The following is a 14,658-nucleotide window of genomic DNA, read 5'->3' as shown; positions in this document are numbered from 1 at the left end:
GAACTAAATGTCACAAAAAGAATATGAAAAATACTATGTTCCCGCGCAAAGCCCCTGGCCGTTTATGGGCGCCTGTGCATTATTTTTAATTGCATTTGGCGCGGGCAATTTTGTGGTTGAAATTACCCGTGGTAAAGAAGGTTATGGCGGCATGATCTTGCTGCTTGGGCTTGTCACTTTGGTAATTATGCTATTTGGTTGGTTCAGAAATCAAATCCATGAATCCATGTCTGGTATGTATAGCGCTCAGTTGGGGCGCTCTTATCGTCAAGGTATGGCTTGGTTTATTTTTTCTGAAGTGATGTTTTTTGCGGCGTTTTTTGGTGCACTATTTTACGCTCGGGTGATATCAGTTCCATGGTTAGGTGGTTCATCCAACAACCAAATGACCAATGAAGTCCTGTGGCCTACCTTTCAAGCAATATGGCCTTTAATTGAAACTCCCGCAGGCGGAAAAACTGAAGCTATGGGTTGGTATGGTTTACCATTATTAAATACCGTGATTCTTTTAGTGTCTTCGGTGACCTGTCATATGGCTCACGTGGCGCTTGAAGCCAACAAACGTAAGGCCTTAAAAGGTTGGTTAGCCTTAACGGTATTACTAGGTGCAGTATTTTTGTTTTTCCAAGTTGAAGAATATGTGCATGCTTATACCGAGATGGGTCTGACCCTACAATCAGGCATTTATGGCAATACCTTTTTTATGTTAACTGGTTTCCATGGATTCCACGTGACACTGGGTACGCTTATTTTGTTGATTATGTTGTTCAGAGTACTTAAAGGACATTTCACCCCAGAAAACCATTTTGCTTTTCAAGCTGGCAGTTGGTACTGGCATTTTGTTGATGTAGTGTGGGTTATCCTGTTTTTCTTTGTTTACATACTGTAAGGTCAGCACAGCAAGAGGAAAGGCTTAGCCTTTCCTCTTTTTTGTTAATAAGGTCGTGGATTAGGCGTAATTAGGCCAGTCGCCATGGCAAGTACTATCAAGCCTATAATGATGGCTGAAACAATTACCCGTCGACCGATATATTGGCTCATAGGAGGACGATTGGGATCATCTTTTAGCATTACCATCATCGCTTTAAATAAGTTAAACACCATGAACACGATTAACCCACCAATCAGTATTTTTACTAATAACATCTTGATTACTCCGAGATTTTCGACGACCTACTATTTTTGCGAGTTGAGCTAGTATCGTGAGGTTTTGGTCACGTTTGCCCATTGCGGCTACCTTAGTGACTTTTGTCGCAGTTGTCATTATGTTTGCCTTGGGCTTTTGGCAACTACAGCGCGCTGATGAAAAAATACAACGTCTAGACGGTTTGCAACATGCTGCTCAATCAAGCGAACTAAGCTTGGACCAGGCCAGCAATTTAGGTGTAAGTGCCCTTGATATGTCGGTGAGCTTTAAAGGCACAATCGACGTACAGCGTTATTTTCTATTGGATAATAGGATCCAACAAGGCCGTGTTGGTTATGAGGTGTTGGCTCTGGTCGATACCATTCAAGGTAAACTTGTCATAAATCTAGGTTGGTTGCCTGCACCAGCACTGCGCAGTGAATTACCTATTATTAATCTGCCCGCTGAGCCGCAAGATTTTCGTGGTATGTACGCTTTACCAAAACATAATAGTTTGATTACCGAAACCGCTGTTTTTGATCAACAATGGCCCAAAGTATTACAGCAGGCAGATTTAACTATTATGGCAAAACACTACGCCGAGCCCCTGTTACCCTTTGTTATTTTACTGGATGAAGAGCAAGATTCTGCTTATATCCGCAAGTGGCAAGCCGTAGTGATGCCACCAGAAAAACATCTGGCGTATGCAATACAATGGTTTTTATTAGGCGCTGCAGCGCTGATTATTTTTATTATTGCTCAACGCAAAAAATTGAAGAGAGAGCTTGAATGACCACAACTAAAAAAAGCAATAAAGGCCTGATTTTGATTTTCATCGCGGTGTTTACCCTGCCGGTAATTTTAGCCAAATTCGCCTTAGAATATAATTGGTTTACGCAAGCCGCGACTAACAATGGTGAATTGTTACAACCCGCCTTAGATATGACAAACTTGTTGGCCGAAGATCATACAAAAAAATGGCGCATGCTTTACGTTTTGCCAGCCCAATGTGACGCAAGCTGCGAAAATGCCATTTATAGCTTAACGCAATTACACAGCGCCCTAGGTAAAGAACAAGACAGAGTCGAAGCCCTTGTCATCGTCTTGCCAGACAGTGATGCAACAGCCATCACAGCAATGGCGAGCAACAAACATCTCAGTGTACTTGCTTCTGATCAACAAAGTGTTAATCAAGTGTTTAAACAAGTTACAACAAATGGTATTTTCATCGCTGATACATTAAATAACATCATTTTGCGTTATCCAACGCAGCATGACCAACAACAAGCAGTACTCCATAGTCGAGATATTTTATCTGATATGCGAAAAGTGCTTAAATTATCGCGTATTGGCTAGGGGAATCAGGCATGAAAAAGCTAGTACTGTTAAGTATTTTACTGGCTATGATCGTCATCATATTAGGTGCTTATACTAGGTTGACCGACGCTGGTTTGGGTTGTCCTGATTGGCCTGGCTGTTATGGCCATTTAAGTTTTGCCGATACCACTAAACACATAGAAACCTCGCAACAACATTTTCCCGATAGGCCTTTTGAAGAGCACAAAGCTTGGAATGAGATGATCCATCGCTACTTTGCCAGTACTTTGGGTTTAGTTATTGTTTTTATTTTTCTATTAAGCTTTATCCAGCGTAGCTATCACCGCCCTCTTAAACTGCCATTTTTTCTGGTTTGCCTAGTATGCTTTCAAGGTGCTTTGGGCATGTGGACAGTTACCCTCAACCTGTTACCCGTTGTGGTAATGGGGCATTTGCTTGGCGGATTTAGCGTACTGAGTTGTTTGTTTTTACTTTATTTACGTTTAACACCCTACCGCATACCTGGTGGTGATCACCGTATGCGTATTTATGGTAAATATGCTTTATTGGGTCTGCTTATTCTGACCTGTCAGATCGCACTTGGTGGCTGGACATCAGCAAACTATGCTTCGCTAGCGTGCACGGAACTGCCCATTTGTGAAGGTTCTTGGTACGAAAATTTAGATTTTATAGGGGCATTTAGTGTTACCGCCGCTGAAACTTACGAATATGGTACTCATGATTATGCCCAGCGTATGACCATGCACATTCTGCATCGCCTCGGGGCACTCGTAACCTTTATCTACCTAAGTTGGTTAGCCTTAGGTTTATACAAAGCCGCCACAGCTAATTTAATCAAACGCCTGTGTGTGCTGATGATGTTGGTACTCGGTGCGCAGATTATATTAGGGGTGAGTAATGTGGTATTTAGTTTGCCCATTGCAGTTGCGGTAATGCATAACTTTGTTGCTGCTTGTTTATTATTAGTGTTGATAACCTTAAGTTACACACTGTACCGTAAAACTTAGGAGAAATTGGTGAATAAGGCCGTAGCCACTGGGCAACAAAAAAATTCCGCTAAGCTCATTGCTGTCTGCCAAGACTACTATGAAATGACTAAACCCAAAGTAGTGATGTTATTGTTACTCACGGCTTTGGTGGGCATGTGTTTGGCTAGTGACACTTGGATAAGTTGGCAGATACTAGTGGCTGGTTTAACCGGTATTGGTTTTTTATCATCTGCTGCTGCCGTGATTAATCATGTAGTTGATAGGCGCATCGACAGTCAAATGGCGCGTACCTTTAATCGCCCAGTGCCGAAGGGTAAAATCACCCCACAAAAAGCCTTAATTTTTGCAGCTCTACTAAGTGTTTTGGGTTACATCATTTTAGAGCTATGGGTTAATCGCCTGACAGCCTTACTAACCTTGGCAAGTTTAGTCGGTTACGCCGTGATTTATACTATGTATCTCAAACGTGCCACACCACAAAATATCGTCATAGGTGGTTTAGCTGGCGCAGCACCACCATTGCTGGGTTGGACCAGCGTGACGGGCGAAATTAACGCACAAGCTTTGTTATTAGTGTTGATTATATTTGTTTGGACACCTCCTCACTTTTGGGCGTTGGCAATCCACCGTGAAAAAGATTATGCGCGCGCTCAAGTGCCCATGTTACCCGTTACTCATGGTATAGACTTTACTAAAACCTCGATTTTGCTCTACACCATATTGTTATTGGTAGTGTGTTTATTGCCGTATTTAATCGGTATGGCAGGTTTGATTTATCTAGTTGGCTCAACGCTGCTTAACATTGGTTTTTTGTACTACGCCTGGAAACTAAAATTTGCCAGTACTGAAGATACGGCCATGCAAACATTTAAATTTTCAATTATTCATTTAATGGTGCTGTTTGTGGTGTTGTTACTTGATCATTATTTTAGATTTTAAACATGACTAAATTCCAAGCTGGACTCGTAGCTTTAGTTGCCTTAATCATTGGTATTGTAGCGGCGTTAACTCTCTCTCCACCCAAAAGTGACGAGCCAAGTTATATAAGTTTATATCCTCAACCTAGAGCACTACCTGATTTTCAGTTGGTGGATAATCACCAACAAGCTTTTACCACTGAGCAATTGTTAGGGCAGTGGAGTTTAGTTTTTGTAGGTTATACCTTTTGCCCTGATGTATGTCCCACCACCTTAGCTGAGCTCAAATCCATCTATCCACAGCTTAAAGCCTTACCTAGTAAATATCCGATACAAGTGGTGTTTATATCGGTTGATCCCCAGCGTGATACACCCGAACGCTTAAATGAATATGTAAACTTTTTTGAGCCTGAGTTTGCAGGTGTGACCGGTGAACACAAAGAATTGTTTCCGCTAGTACGCGCCATGGGCATGATGTACTCCATGAGTGAAAGTACCGACAATCCGGATTATTTGGTGGATCACAGTTCATCGGTAATCTTGGTCAATCCACAAGCTCAAGTAATTGGGCGCTTTAAAGCACAAATGGTACCCGGTAAAATCGCTTTAAGTGATGCTCAGCAGATCCTCGCCGATCTAAAAATTCTGAGTGCTAATTAACAGACACTAAATGAACATCAGACCAGCTTGCCAACAAGATGCATCCCAATTGGCCGAGCTGATCTATGCTTCCGGTCCACAAATCCTCGAATCTGTTTTTGGCACCTCCAAGCCATATAACCCGCGAGACTTTCTGCTCAGTGCTTTGCAACATAAAGATGGTCAATATGGCTTTGCTAATCATTATGTAGCCATTGAAGATGATAAAATTTTAGCGGCGGTATGTGGCTGGCACTCTGAGCTTAAAACTCACTTTCATCAGGCTACATTGCACAGTGTAGTCGCGTATTTTGGAGTCGAACTAAGTCTCGAAGTGCTCGCTCGCAGTCAGATCACGCAACAGATTATTCCTGGGCCACAGCCTCATGAGTGGTGTATTGGACATCTGAGTGTAAATCTAGAATATCAAAAGCAGGGAGTCGCTAGCCAACTACTTAACTTTATGACTGAGCTTGCCTTACAAAACGGTAAGTCACAGTTAAGCCTTGATGTTTCACAAGACAATCACAACGCCATTCAGTTTTACCTACAACGAGGCTTTAGTATTCTCAGCACCTCAGCACTGACTGCTGAGATGCAGAATTTGGGTTTCTCTCGTCATCTGCATATGAGCAAATCCTTAGTCTAACCACTGCCCATCGGTAGTTGGAAGAAACCAAGGCTGTGAAAACCAATAATAGCGGCCTTTGTCGTCAATGCTTGGACTGGTGCAGTTAATTCGCTGCCTTCCCGCTTTAGAAACAGGTGTAAAAGGCACGGTGACTCTATTATTTTGAATAGTTGTTGTTACCTGTTTATCTGCTACAAAACAGCTAAGTTGGCGCAAGTTGATATCGCTGGTCTCCACGCTAAATTCGAAATCGAATGGCCTAGTTGGTAAACTCAATATTGGATTTTGTGGTGACAATTCACTGACTGGCATGGCCAAGGTATTAAGTTTAGTACTTAGGCTAGTTAAATTACTGTAAATCCCCGCGGCAGGAAAGCGCGGCAAAGCTCCCATATCACTGTAGCTCGCTACGGCTCCGGATATTTGGGCAAAGCCTACATAACCTCGTTCCCGTAGGGCATTTTTTAATACGACATTAAACTCGCCATAGGGATAAGCAAAATATTTTAAACTGTAACCTAACTGTTGTTTGAGAGTATGCTCCGCCTCTTCAACCTCTGAGACTACCCGCTTTAACCACAGTTGTTCTGATTCTTGCTCTTTTCTGCCCAATAAATGATCGTGATAATTGCCGTGATTGGCAAAACTAGCTCCTTCGCTGGCCATGGTCTTGATTTGTTGCCACGTCAATTGATAAGCCACAGAATCAATTAAAGGAGGGTTAACAAACACAGTGTAAGGAAAGCCAAATTCTTTGAGCAGAGGATGGGCGTTTTCGAAGATATTATCGTAACCATCATCAAAGGTAATGGCGACTGTTTTGTCTGGTAACGGCTTATGTTGGACAATAGCTTCAACGATTGTTTTCAGTGGTAGCACGTTATGATGTTTGGCCAAATAGCTTAAATGCTCACGAAATACCTTAGGTGAAACCGAGGTTACCGCAGGGGTTTGCTCAGAAACATGATGATAAAGTAAGATCACTGCGTTATCTTTTGCCCAGCTTAAGTGAGCACAACCAGCCAAAATCAGGGTAAAAACTATTTTTGCTAAGCTTCTTGGCATTTAACTGTCCGTTTATTTGTAGGTACTTCAGTCTGTGCATAGCTTATCAAAATTTTTAAAGCCAAGTTTACATCGGCCCATTCTTTTTATCGCCGCGCCGATGATCCTCAGCAATCTCACCACGCCACTCATGGGTTTAGTGGATACCGCCGTGCTCGGTCATTTAGATTCTGCTCATTATTTGGCGGGCGCATCAGTAGCAGGTTTATTTATCACCCAGTTATATTGGCTTTGCGGCTTTTTACGTATGACCAGTACTGGCCTTAGCGCCCAAGCTTTAGGTCAAGGTGATAGTGACAAAGCAGCACAATGTTTAGCTCAAGGATTACTTTTGAGTCTAGTATTAAGTTGTTTTTTACTCCTGACACAAGGATGGTGGTTAGAGGCAGTTTTGTTTTTAGCCAATGCCCAGTTAGAAGTTGCTCAGGTCATTCAAGACTACTTTGCCAGCCGAATTTGGGGCGCACCGGCCGCCTTAGCTAATCTGGTATTAGTCGGCTGGCTGATAGGTCAGCAACAAGCCAAACAGGTTATGTGGATCCAGATCATCGGCAATGTCTTAAATGCAATTTTAAGTATCATATTAGTAGTGTATTTTAAACTGGATGTGAGTGGTGTTGCCTTAGCTACCGTAGTTGCTGAATATACTATTTGTGGTCTGAGTTTATGGGCGGTTGGGCGCAGGCTGCCAGCGCTTAACATCCAAGTTGCGTGGTTTACTCTGAGCCAAATGCGCGGTTTATTAGGGCTTAATGGCCACTCTTTTGTACGTAATATTACTTTGCAATTGTGTCTGGCGTTTTTGGTGTTTCAGGGTATGCGTTTTGGTCAAACCAGCGCGGCTGTAAACGCCATACTCCTACAGTTTTTCAGTCTAATCGCTCTAGGTTTGGATGGCATTGCCTTTAGCGCAGAAGCCTTAGTAGGTGAACAAAAAGGCAAAAAAAATCCTGTGGCTTTGGCTGCGGTGGTGATGCAAAGTTTAGTGTGGTCAACAGGACTGGCCATCACTTATAGCGCGGTGTTTTGGTTTTTTGGCGATGGCATAGTAGCTCTGCTAACTAGCCACCAAAACTTACAAAAGGCAACTACTGACTATTTAGCCATTGTCGCTGTGCTGCCCCTAGTTGCTCATTGGTGTTTTTTATTAGACGGCGTATTTGTTGGACTGACACGCGCCAAAGCCATGCAAAACTCCATGTTAGCGAGTGCCTTGTTGGCCTATTTGCCTTTGTGGTGGCTATTTAACGATATGGGTAATCAAGGCTTGTGGATTGCATTATTGGCCTTTTTATTCGCTCGAGGGCTGAGCTTAGGCGGCTATTTTATTTATCTTTATCAAACTCGGCAGGTGGTTTAGCTTTCTGAAAGTTACTCGTTAGACGATATAGCAAGATCCCAAAATAGCCTTTGGCTGCATACCCGCCGCCAATCAATAACAATATAACAGCGGGAATTTGCAGATACATCCACCAACGTGCGCCAGCTAAAATCAGTAAAGCGCCAATAACAAAAATGCCAAGGCCGAACTTAAATTCGGCCCAGCGTTTATCAGTCTGATTAGCAAAATTTTGCAGCCACTTCATGTGTACTACACATTACTAATAATAAGAATGTTCGCCCGCTTTGTGTTCGGTAGCATCTTTAACACCAACCAATTCACCAGAAAACTTAGCTAACATTTGTTTTTCGATACCGTCTTTAAGGGTAACGTCGACCATTGAACAACCATTACAGCCGCCACCAAACTGCAACAAGGCAATTTTGTCTGGGGTAATTTCAACTAAAGAGACTTTACCACCATGACTGGCTAACTGCGGGTTAACCTCTGATTCAATCATATAGTTAATACGCTCAATTAGCGGCGCATCTTCTTCTACTTTACGAGCTTTGGCATTCGGTGCTTTAAGGGTCAATTGCGAACCCATTTGATCGGTAGTGAAGTCAATTTCAGCGCCTTCTAAAAAGGGCGCGCTTTCTAAATCGACTACGGCATCAAAACCGTTAAACTCAAGGGTGGTATCGCTGGCCTCAACTGCATCGGGTGGACAATAAGACACGCCACACTCTGCACTTGGCGTACCGGGGTTGACCACAAAAACCCGAATATTTGTGCCATCTTCTTGTTTATCGAGCAACTTACAAAAATGCGCTTGCGCGGCTTCAGAAATAGAAATCATGTTTAACCCTACTAGCTTTACTCTATGGCTATAGCATAACAAATATTACTTGACTAAAACACTCAAGTAATGGTTTTTCCTTATGTTAATTTGGTTTAAAACATGCGAGTCTTGGCGTTTAGCTCATTGTTTATTTGATTTTTGGACGCGCTGATATGTCACGATTATTTTTTACTTTTGCCCTTAGTTTGCTCTTAACCAGCCAAACACTGTTCGCAGTGACCGATAACGACTACTTACCTGCCAATACCCAATATAATCCCACTATTACTAGTCCTACCCAATCTTTGGGGGCTGAAGTGGGTGATTGGCATGTTCGTCATGATCAAATTGTAAATTATATGCGTACTCTCGCTGCACAGTCGGATCGTGTGAGTTTGCTAGAAACCGGCCGCAGTCATGAAAACCGCCCTTTATTATTGTTAGCTTTTACCTCGCCAGCTAATCAAAATAAGTTGTCAGAGTTGCAGGCACAGCATGTAGCAAACCTTGGTAAACCTGCTAATGACAACGATCCCTTGGTGCTGTGGATGGGTTACAGTGTGCATGGTAACGAATCATCAGGTAGCAACGCGGCTCTATTAGTTGCTTATTATTTGGCGGCAGGCCAAAACGCACAAATCGACGCCTTATTAAAAGACAATATCGTATTGCTTGATCCCAGCATTAATCCCGATGGTTTGTCGCGTTTTGCTCAATGGGCCAACATGCACAAAGGCCAGACTTTAGTGGCCGATCCGATGAACAGAGAACATCAAGAAGCGTGGCCATCAGGACGTACGAATCATTATTGGTTTGATCTAAACCGCGATTGGTTATTGTTAACGCATCCAGAATCCCGTGCACGTATTGCCCAATACCAAAAATGGCGACCCCATGTATTAACTGATTTTCATGAAATGGGTTCTGACTCAACATTCTTTTTTCAACCAGGTGTGCCTGAACGTAAAAATCCTTGGACGCCACTTAAAAATGTTGAATTAACCGCGGCACTTGGGGATTTTCATGCCAAAGCCTTAGATGACACTAAGCAGCTATATTTCACTCAAGAAGGATACGATGACTTTTATTATGGTAAAGGTTCTACCTATCCAGACGCCTTTGGCAGCATAGGTATTCTCTTTGAACAAGCCAGTAGTCGTGGTCATTTGCGCGATACCGCCAATGGTTTGTTAAGCTTTCAACAAACGATTCAAAATCAAGTTACTACTTCGCTTTCAACCTTTGCCGGTGCTTTAGCCAATAAATCCGCCTTACTTAACTATCAACAAGAGTTTGCCCAACAAACCGAACAGTTAGTTAAAAAAGATGACTTAAGTGGCTACCTAGTGCAAGAGGCATTGGACGACTCTCGGTTTGCTCGTTTTCAGGCAATTTTGCAGGCTCATAAAATTGAGTTTTTTGCACCAGCAAAAGATATTAAGGTTGATGATAAAAACTTTGTAGCAAGCAACAGTATTTTTGTACCCTTGGAGCAAGAACGTTATCGTTTAATTAAGTCCTTGTTTTCGACTCGTCAAAGTTTTGATGACAATACCTTTTACGACGTATCTAACTGGAACCTGCCGCTGGCTTTTAATCTTGATTATGCGCCAGTAGAAAAAAAGTTATGGCGTAAAGTCGCCCCAGAAAAACAATCCTCAACAAGTCGTGCAGATGTAAAACCTCAACTAATTGAAAATGCCTACGCTTATGCATTTACATGGGATGACTCAAAAGCACCCACTTTACTCAGCCGCTTGTTACGAGCTGGTGTAAAAGTGCAGCTTGCCGGCGATGCCTTGGTAGCCCAAACAACTCAAGGTAGTACTAGCTTTGGCGCAGGTAGCGTGATGATACCTACAGCCCTTAAGCAGCCGACCAAACTGCTCGAAATATTACATCAGCAAAGTCGCGATCTACCTATAGCCATACATTCACTTACCTCAGGCTTGACCCGTCAGGGTATAGATTTGGGAAGCAACCAAATGGTGAATATTGAGCTACCTAAAGTATTGTTGGTGGGTGGTGAAGGCACTTCGCAGTATGAAGCAGGAGAAGTGTGGCATCATTTTGATAAAGAATTAGAAATGCCACTTACTATTGTAGATTTGGATAGTTTATCGAGTGTAAAGCTGGAGAATTACAGTCATATAATATGGGTAGAAGGTAACTATAAAAGTGTCGCCACCAAAACGGTAGAGAGTATTGAAAAATGGCTCAAACAAGGTGGTGTGTTAATTGGCCAGCAGTCGGCCATTAAATGGTTTGCCGATAATAAGTGGCTCAAAACTCAGTTTAAGTCCGATAAAGACATTGCGCTGGCCTTTGAAATCAAGGGGCTGCAATACAGTGATATGGAAGCCTTTAAAGCCAAACAGCGCATAGCCGGTGCCGTATTTGCCACCCAACTTGATTTGAGTCATCCCTTAGCCTTTGGTTTTCATAAGTCAGATTTAGCGGTATTTCGTAACAACAATCAGATTATGCTTAAACCTGAAAAACCATTTATCACCGTCGCGAGTTATACCGCAAAGCCACTGATAGCAGGTTACACCGCTGCTGAATTACAAGAATTGATTGGCAACAGTGCGACCGTTATTGCCCATACGAAAGGCAAAGGCAAAATTATTGCCTTCAATACCGATGTGAATTTTCGCGGGGTATGGCAAGGAACAAGTCGCTTGATGGATAACGCTATTTTTATGGCTGCTTTTATTAATGCTGGTGGTTAATACTTTAACGTAATACAGATACTCCAAATATCAACACGCAATTGTGGATGGGCTTTTTTCAAACATAAAAACGCAGCATTGGTGGTAGCGCCAGTAGTAATAACATCATCAAACAGGGCAATATGCTGATATTGCCCTAGTTGCGTTAATGCACTTGGCGCAATGCTAAAAGCACCGCGCATATTAACTTTTCGTTGGTTGGCACTTAGCGCGGTCTGGGCTTTTGTTGCTTGTATTCTGCGTAAAATTTTATGTTCACTAGGTATCTTAGTTAGTAGGCTCAGGTGCCGACAAATTTCATAACTTTGATTGTATTTACGCCATAAATAACGATTGTTATGCAACGGAATAGGAATAAGTGCCTGAGGGCGTTCAACGTCTGGTGCTAAGTTGTGCTCAACAAACAACTGGGCGAGGGCTTTGGCGTGGGGCAATTTAGCTGAAAACTTAAGGCCAGTGAGTAATCGAGCAAGCGGCCACTGATAATCCGCAAGTGCATACAGCTGAGTGAAATCTACTTTTTCTAAACCCTTGCCAACTCGCGGCCATAACATCAAGTTTTTGTCCCCAGTAGGGCAAACCAAAAACCTTAAGTCTTGTTTGCAGTAGCGACAAATTAATTCGCGACTTGTCTGCCGACAGATCAAACAATCCTGTATTATATGGCTCATCATGCCTTTCATATCCCTATGTGAGAGAGTTTAAGCTGGTAGTACTGTTATTTTAAGCATAGAAGAAATTTTAATTTGAACTTAATTTCCACCACCTCGGGTCAAGGACCTCAGCTCGTATTATTACATGGCTGGGGTTTAAACAGTGGTGTATGGCAAAGTTGTATTACACAACTAAACACCTCTTTCACCGTCACAACCATTGATTTACCAGGCTTTGGGCTAAATCATCAAAAACTGCCCGCTCCCTATACTTTAGAGGCCGTTGCTGAGCTTATCAGTGAAATTTTGCCCAATCCGTGTATTCTATTGGGTTGGTCTTTAGGTGGCTTGCTCGCTCAAAAAATTGCACTAATAGCCGCGCAAAAAATTAAGCACTTAGTGTTAGTGTCGAGTAGCCCAAGATTCATTGCTGATGGCAATTGGCCAGGTGTGCAGTCAAATGTACTGAGTAATTTTAATGCCCAGCTTGAACTCAATTTAGCAGCGACTGTAAATCGTTTTATGGCGATACAGGCAATGGGTAGCCCAACAGCAAAACAAGATATTAAAGTGATAAAAGAGCAGATGGATCATTATCCAGCGGCTAACCCACTGGCCTTAAGTGCGGGATTGCAGTTACTTGAAGATAGCGACTTACGTTCTGAGTTTGCGAATATTCAATGCCCAGTGGATTTTATCTTGGGCAGGTTAGACAGTTTGGTACCGCTTAAACTACAAGAAAATTTAAGCGCTTTACATCACAAGGCTAACATTACTGTTTTTGACAATTCATCCCATGCGCCTTTTATTTCGGAACCTCAACGTTTTATCGAGGTCTTAACCAATATAGTGTGGAATTAACTACACCTTGTGTCATTGAGTTGAAGAATGATTTGGGTTTATAGCTAACAAAAATCATAAGGACTTTAAAAAAACACAAAAATGGTTAATAATTAGACACTTGAGGCTGGGGGGCTGATATGTCGATAAATGTGAATAATAATCTCAATTCTGCGATTGTGAGCGGTCAGCTCGGTTTGTCGCGTGCCTCGGATAATATTAGCCAACATACTAACAATATCGCCAGTTTGTCAGTCGCTTCTAGATCATCACAAAGCCCCCAAGAATTTCTCGCTAACGCAGTGACTACTCAACTCAATGCGATTAAGCAAACCTTACCCCAAGCCGCTAGTGGGAGCATAACTACTGAACTAGTGGGATTGTCGGTCAACAGCATTAACGCCCAAGCTTCAACCAAAGTGATTGACACTGCTAATGGTACCATTGGCACTATTCTCGATATTTTGGCCTAAGTGCAAAGTCATTAAACGATGAATATTATCCCACCCATTCCAAGTGCTATCACCTTTAACAACGGCGTTGTTAATAATGAGGCCGCGCGTCGTGAAAATACCGTTAAAGAAACGGTACCAGCGCCTACTCAGGGTGAAAAAAGCGCGGCAGAAAAAGGTCTTGGCTCTGAATTTGATCGGGCTAAAACACCGGGACAAGCACCACCACCACTTACCTATGAACGCCCTCAAGCTCAGCCTAATCAAAGTCAGTTAGCTGATGGGCAAACGGCACAAAAAGATAACGGAAGTGAACAAAGTGCTGGCCGTGAAGATGCTGAAGGTCGCCAGCAAGATCAACAGCAACAAGCTAATGAAAAACAATTAAACGAGCTAAAACAACGGGATCTGGAAGTACGGACCCACGAAAAAGCACATGCATCACTAGGTGGTCAATACGCATCAGCGCCACAATTTGAGTTAACTGCGGGTCCAGACGGGCGTCAATATGCAACGGATGGTGAAGTATCTATTGATATTTCAGAGGGCTCAACACCTGAAGAGACAATCCGAAAAATGCAGCAGGTCAAGGCCGCAGCCTTGGCGCCAGCCGAACCTTCACCGCAAGATTTACGGGTAGCCGCTGAAGCCAGTCAAAAGTCAGTAGAAGCGCGAAATGAGATTGCTCAGACCGCAGCTGACAAAGCCGGAGAGGCTTTTGAGCGAGCCTTACCCCCAAGTTTAGCCGAGCCTAGTCAAGACCCGTCATCAACACGTGCTGAAATCCCCTCATTGTCAGAAATAACCGATAATATTGAGGTCAGTATTCCTACTCGTACTTTAGAAAAAAGCACACTGGAAATTGCTGATAGTCAAACAGACGAAGTATTATTAAAAGAGCAAATAGAATTGTTTAATGCCAATCGTGACCAAAATATTGTTAGGCGTTTGGCAGTCATTGAAAACTACTATCAACAAGTGACTGCCCCACATACTGAGGGTTTTAAGCAAACTGCCTAAATTCAATTTCTCACTGCATAAACAAAACAACGCCCACTGATGTGGGCGTTTTTGATTTTACTTGAGTGCTTTATACCAACTCCATTAAATAAAT

General features: G+C 42.7%; 17 protein-coding genes. 12 read left to right on the top strand and 5 right to left on the bottom strand.

The features are described from left to right. Positions 1–7: 7 nt before the first annotated feature. Positions 8–889: a cytochrome c oxidase subunit 3 gene (locus AX660_RS06300; RefSeq protein WP_068374086.1), complete on the top strand. Its 882-nt coding sequence runs from the start codon at positions 8–10 to the stop codon at positions 887–889. A gap of 44 nt (positions 890–933) precedes the next feature. Here AX660_RS06300 and AX660_RS06295 read toward each other — a convergent pair whose 3' ends face one another. Next, complete coding sequence (locus tag AX660_RS06295) at positions 934–1,146, bottom strand: DUF2909 domain-containing protein (protein ID WP_068374084.1); 213 nt, start codon at positions 1,144–1,146, stop codon at positions 934–936. A gap of 56 nt (positions 1,147–1,202) precedes the next feature. Here AX660_RS06295 and AX660_RS06290 point away from each other — a divergent pair, with 56 nt between their 5' ends. Genes AX660_RS06290 through AX660_RS06265 form a run of 6 tightly spaced genes read left to right on the top strand, consistent with a single transcriptional unit; the run spans position 1,203 to position 5,658 of the window. Then, positions 1,203–1,919, top strand: a complete 717-nt coding sequence (locus AX660_RS06290) for an SURF1 family protein (protein WP_235594669.1) — start codon at positions 1,203–1,205, stop codon at positions 1,917–1,919. Then, positions 1,916–2,482, top strand: coding sequence for a hypothetical protein (locus AX660_RS06285; RefSeq protein ID WP_068374082.1), 567 nt, complete (start codon positions 1,916–1,918; stop codon positions 2,480–2,482). Before AX660_RS06290 ends, AX660_RS06285 begins: the two co-directional genes overlap by 4 nt. Before the next feature lie 11 nt (positions 2,483–2,493). Continuing rightward, positions 2,494–3,471: a COX15/CtaA family protein gene (locus AX660_RS06280; RefSeq protein ID WP_068374081.1), complete on the top strand. Its 978-nt coding sequence runs from the start codon at positions 2,494–2,496 to the stop codon at positions 3,469–3,471. A 9-nt stretch (positions 3,472–3,480) separates the two neighbouring features. Further along, positions 3,481–4,392, top strand: coding sequence for a heme o synthase (gene cyoE / locus AX660_RS06275; protein ID WP_068374080.1), 912 nt, complete (start codon positions 3,481–3,483; stop codon positions 4,390–4,392). A gap of 2 nt (positions 4,393–4,394) precedes the next feature. Further along, entirely contained in the window at positions 4,395–5,030 is a 636-nt protein-coding gene (locus AX660_RS06270) for an SCO family protein (protein WP_068374074.1), read from the top strand. A 10-nt stretch (positions 5,031–5,040) separates the two neighbouring features. Further along, positions 5,041–5,658 carry a GNAT family N-acetyltransferase gene (locus AX660_RS06265; RefSeq protein WP_068374073.1) on the top strand — a complete coding sequence of 206 codons (618 nt, stop codon included), beginning with the start codon at positions 5,041–5,043 and terminating at the stop codon, positions 5,656–5,658. Here AX660_RS06265 and AX660_RS06260 read toward each other — a convergent pair. Continuing rightward, positions 5,650–6,705 (bottom strand): polysaccharide deacetylase family protein, encoded by a 1,056-nt coding sequence (locus AX660_RS06260; protein WP_068374072.1) that lies wholly within the window; start codon positions 6,703–6,705, stop codon positions 5,650–5,652. The two genes, AX660_RS06265 and AX660_RS06260, sit on opposite strands and share 9 nt — an antisense overlap. 34 nt (positions 6,706–6,739) lie before the next feature. Between AX660_RS06260 and AX660_RS06255 the strand changes: the two genes are divergently transcribed. Beyond that, positions 6,740–8,065, top strand: coding sequence for an MATE family efflux transporter (locus AX660_RS06255; protein ID WP_068374070.1), 1,326 nt, complete (start codon positions 6,740–6,742; stop codon positions 8,063–8,065). Here AX660_RS06255 and AX660_RS06250 read toward each other — a convergent pair. Further along, positions 8,031–8,291 (bottom strand): hypothetical protein, encoded by a 261-nt coding sequence (locus AX660_RS06250; RefSeq protein ID WP_068374069.1) that lies wholly within the window; start codon positions 8,289–8,291, stop codon positions 8,031–8,033. The two genes, AX660_RS06255 and AX660_RS06250, sit on opposite strands and share 35 nt — an antisense overlap. A 15-nt stretch (positions 8,292–8,306) precedes the next feature. Further along, positions 8,307–8,885 carry a Fe-S biogenesis protein NfuA gene (gene nfuA, locus AX660_RS06245; RefSeq protein WP_068374068.1) on the bottom strand — a complete coding sequence of 193 codons (579 nt, stop codon included), beginning with the start codon at positions 8,883–8,885 and terminating at the stop codon, positions 8,307–8,309. A gap of 155 nt (positions 8,886–9,040) precedes the next feature. Between nfuA and AX660_RS06240 the strand changes: the two genes are divergently transcribed. Beyond that, a complete protein-coding gene (locus AX660_RS06240; protein WP_068374066.1) occupies positions 9,041–11,599 on the top strand; it encodes a M14 metallopeptidase family protein in 2,559 nt (852 codons plus the stop codon). Here AX660_RS06240 and AX660_RS06235 read toward each other — a convergent pair. Then, a complete protein-coding gene (locus tag AX660_RS06235) occupies positions 11,596–12,153 on the bottom strand; it encodes a ComF family protein (protein ID WP_235594668.1) in 558 nt (185 codons plus the stop codon). The genes AX660_RS06240 and AX660_RS06235 overlap by 4 nt on opposite strands. 192 nt (positions 12,154–12,345) lie before the next feature. On the opposite strand from AX660_RS06235, the gene bioH reads away from it, so the two are divergent. From bioH to AX660_RS06220, 3 genes are all read left to right on the top strand, one after another. After that, positions 12,346–13,113, top strand: coding sequence for a pimeloyl-ACP methyl ester esterase BioH (gene bioH / locus AX660_RS06230; protein WP_068374062.1), 768 nt, complete (start codon positions 12,346–12,348; stop codon positions 13,111–13,113). A 119-nt stretch (positions 13,114–13,232) separates the two neighbouring features. Then, a complete protein-coding gene (locus tag AX660_RS06225; RefSeq protein ID WP_235594667.1) occupies positions 13,233–13,565 on the top strand; it encodes a hypothetical protein in 333 nt (110 codons plus the stop codon). An 18-nt stretch (positions 13,566–13,583) separates the two neighbouring features. After that, a complete protein-coding gene (locus AX660_RS06220; protein ID WP_068374057.1) occupies positions 13,584–14,564 on the top strand; it encodes a putative metalloprotease CJM1_0395 family protein in 981 nt (326 codons plus the stop codon). The last annotated feature ends 94 nt before the right edge of the window (positions 14,565–14,658 follow it).

It is taken from the genome of Paraglaciecola hydrolytica, assembly GCF_001565895.1.
GTDB classification, from domain to species: domain Bacteria; phylum Pseudomonadota; class Gammaproteobacteria; order Enterobacterales; family Alteromonadaceae; genus Paraglaciecola; species Paraglaciecola hydrolytica.
The sequence above is the reverse complement of the archived record's forward strand: the minus strand, read 5'-3'. Positions and strand labels throughout refer to the sequence as shown.

Excerpts from the sequence above, each read along its gene's own strand:
- AX660_RS06300 (WP_068374086.1), top strand. The coding sequence starts at position 8 with ATGTCACAAAAAGAATATGAAAAATACTATGTTCCCGCGCAAAGCCCC.
- AX660_RS06295 (WP_068374084.1), bottom strand. The coding sequence starts at position 1,146 with ATGTTATTAGTAAAAATACTGATTGGTGGGTTAATCGTGTTCATGGTG.
- AX660_RS06285 (WP_068374082.1), top strand. The coding sequence starts at position 1,916 with ATGACCACAACTAAAAAAAGCAATAAAGGCCTGATTTTGATTTTCATC.
- AX660_RS06280 (WP_068374081.1), top strand. The coding sequence starts at position 2,494 with ATGAAAAAGCTAGTACTGTTAAGTATTTTACTGGCTATGATCGTCATC.
- AX660_RS06270 (WP_068374074.1), top strand. The coding sequence starts at position 4,395 with ATGACTAAATTCCAAGCTGGACTCGTAGCTTTAGTTGCCTTAATCATT.
- AX660_RS06265 (WP_068374073.1), top strand. The coding sequence starts at position 5,041 with ATGAACATCAGACCAGCTTGCCAACAAGATGCATCCCAATTGGCCGAG.
- AX660_RS06260 (WP_068374072.1), bottom strand. The coding sequence starts at position 6,705 with ATGCCAAGAAGCTTAGCAAAAATAGTTTTTACCCTGATTTTGGCTGGT.
- AX660_RS06250 (WP_068374069.1), bottom strand. The coding sequence starts at position 8,291 with ATGAAGTGGCTGCAAAATTTTGCTAATCAGACTGATAAACGCTGGGCC.
- nfuA (WP_068374068.1), bottom strand. The coding sequence starts at position 8,885 with ATGATTTCTATTTCTGAAGCCGCGCAAGCGCATTTTTGTAAGTTGCTC.
- AX660_RS06240 (WP_068374066.1), top strand. The coding sequence starts at position 9,041 with ATGTCACGATTATTTTTTACTTTTGCCCTTAGTTTGCTCTTAACCAGC.
- AX660_RS06235 (WP_235594668.1), bottom strand. The coding sequence starts at position 12,153 with ATGTTATGGCCGCGAGTTGGCAAGGGTTTAGAAAAAGTAGATTTCACT.
- AX660_RS06225 (WP_235594667.1), top strand. The coding sequence starts at position 13,233 with ATGTCGATAAATGTGAATAATAATCTCAATTCTGCGATTGTGAGCGGT.
- AX660_RS06220 (WP_068374057.1), top strand. The coding sequence starts at position 13,584 with ATGAATATTATCCCACCCATTCCAAGTGCTATCACCTTTAACAACGGC.